The 2,320-nt window shown below is 69.0% G+C and carries 2 protein-coding genes; both read right to left on the bottom strand.

Translation table 11 applies throughout. From position 1 onward, the window contains the following. Positions 1-187: 187 nt before the first annotated feature. Positions 188-1,324, bottom strand: coding sequence for an ABC transporter substrate-binding protein (locus tag QH276_RS27525; protein ID WP_280398807.1), 1,137 nt, complete (start codon positions 1,322-1,324; stop codon positions 188-190). 80 nt (positions 1,325-1,404) lie between these two features. Then, on the bottom strand, positions 1,405-2,175 hold the full coding sequence (locus QH276_RS27520; RefSeq protein ID WP_280406945.1) for an ABC transporter permease: 771 nt from the start codon (positions 2,173-2,175) through the stop codon (positions 1,405-1,407). Positions 2,176-2,320 lie beyond the last annotated feature (145 nt).

Here is a 2,320-nt window from a genome sequence, read left to right as displayed (position 1 = left end):
CGATCAGCGGTCCCTCGATCTCCCGGCAACTGGGCGTGCTCAAGGCAGCCGGGGGGGGGCGGGCGGCGGGGCTGCCCCCCGGGGCGCCTACAACGGTCGTCCCCGGTAGCCGCGACACGGGCGGGCTACGGGGGACGATTGTTGCGGGCAGGGCGCGATCGTGAACAGTCGCCTGCGCGCCCGGGTCTCAGGGTTTCGGAACGGCGGGCAGCCCGATCGCCGGGTCGATGAACTCGTTGGTCACCAGGTCCGCTGCCGTCATCCCGTCGGCGATCTGGTCGCCGCGGTGGCGCAGGATCGGGGTGACCGCCTCGATCACCCGGTCCACCCGGGCGGTGTCGAAGTTGCCGAGGGTGTCGTCGGGGCCGTTGCCGACGATCTGCTCCGCCACCTGGACCTTCACCGAATCCGTGTTACCGGCGGCGGTCATCGGCGGGCCGTCGGGGATGGTTTCGGCGATGCGTAGCAGGGCGGCGTTGACCGGTTCCGGGTCGGCGATGTAGTCGACCTGGGCCTGCTGCAGCATCGGGACCAGTTCCGTCAGACACGGCCGGAGCGATTCGAGTTCGCCGGAGCGGACCGACCACGCATGCGGGTAGATCTCGTAACCGGATTCGTGGACCAGGAGGTAGTCGGTGGGTTTCCGCCAGCCCTCCACATCGTGTGCCCAGCGGTAGGGCTCGTTGGAGACGTACCCCTGTTGCATCACCTTGCCGCGTTCGGCGACGAAACGGCTCGGGGTGCCGTCGAAGGAGGCGTCGGCCTGTTCCTTGCTCACGTAACCGTTGGCAACGAGGTAGTCCATGAAGATCTTGCCCTCGCTGTAGACCACCGGCGCCTTCGTACCGGGTACGTCCTTCCAGGATTCGACCCGGTAGGTCGCCGGATCCCACATGATGATCTGCGGGTTCACATCCAGCGAGGCGAATACGCCGGTGACCGGGAATTCCTCCTGGGCGCGGACGGCGTCGTCGGTGGGGACGAAGCCGAGGGTGATCGAGGTGTCCTGATACATCTGGGCGGGTACCGGCTGGCCGCCGAGGAAGGGCCCACCGAGGCGGACTTCCACGTTGATCCCGGTATCGCCGAGCGGGCCGGCATAGGAGCCCTTGTTGACATCGACGGTGCCGTCGGGGCCGACCAGCTGGAAGGCGGCGGCACGTTCCGGTGTTGCGTACCAGTCCGTTTGGATGACGACGGTGGCCGGGCAGACCCCGGCCAGCGGACCTTCGCCGGTGGGTTCCGGTACGGAGGTGGCGCCACCGCACCCGGCGAGCAGAACACTGCCGGCGACGGCTGTCAGGACGGAGATCGATCTCTTCATGGAAACTTCCTGGGTGAGCGGAGGAGGTGCCGCGACTGCGGCGGTACTCGTCGGGACGAGGCAGCGGTGGCCGCGACCGGTCAGTGGCCGCGGCGGCGGCCGTGCGCGCGTTCGACGCGGACGGCCAGGAAATCGAAGAACCAGAACAGGATCAGCCCGGCCAGCGAGGAGAGCAGCAGCGCGGTCAGCAGTTCCTCGGTGGCCAGGCGCTGGCGATAGACATCGATCATCCGGCCGATGCCCGGTTCGCCTTGGCGGAAGAAGAAATCGGCCACGATGGACCCGATGATCGCCATCCCACCGGAGATCTTGAAACCGGAGATCATCGCCGGAAGCGCCGTCGGCAGTTGGAGTTTCAGCAGTCGCTGCCGGCGGGTCGCGCCGTGCAGGGTGAACAGGTCGTGTTCGGCCGGCGCGACGGATTTCAGCCCGAACAGCGTATTGGTGACCACCGGGAACAGCGACACCATCACGCAGACGATCACCCGGCTGCCGAATTCGTAGCCGAACCAGAACCCGAACAGCGGCACCACGGCCAGGATCGGGATGGTCTGCAGGATCACCGCGTACGGATACAGGGAGTATTCGGCCCACCGCGCCTGGCTCATCACCACCGCGAAGCCCACACCCAGCACCATGGCGATGACCAGGCCGCTCAGCGCGACCAGCACCGTGGAGCCCAGCGCGGACAGGATTTCGGCGCGCACCACGGAATCCAGCAGGCCCTCGGTGATCACCTCGTCGGGTCCCGGCAGCAGGAATCGCGATTCGGCGGCGATCAGGTAGTGGCTCGCGAAGTACCAGCCGGCCACGACCACGACGAACACCACGACCGGGGCGATGATCCGCACCGGCGCGGGCCCCCGGCGCCGGGGCGGGGGGGGGGGGTTTGGTGGGGGGGGCGCGGGGGCCCGAGCGGCGGGTTGCGGCGCCCCCCGGGGGGATGCGCGACCCCCCGGTGGGGGGGGTGGCGCCCCCCCCCCGCCACCGCGGGGG

Origin of the sequence: Nocardia carnea (genome assembly GCF_029869215.1) — a bacterium.
Classification (GTDB): Bacteria; Actinomycetota; Actinomycetes; order Mycobacteriales; family Mycobacteriaceae; genus Nocardia; species Nocardia carnea_B.
This window is presented reverse-complemented; position numbering and strand designations above follow the sequence as displayed.

Excerpts from the sequence above, each read along its gene's own strand:
- QH276_RS27525 (WP_280398807.1), bottom strand. The coding sequence starts at position 1,324 with ATGAAGAGATCGATCTCCGTCCTGACAGCCGTCGCCGGCAGTGTTCTG.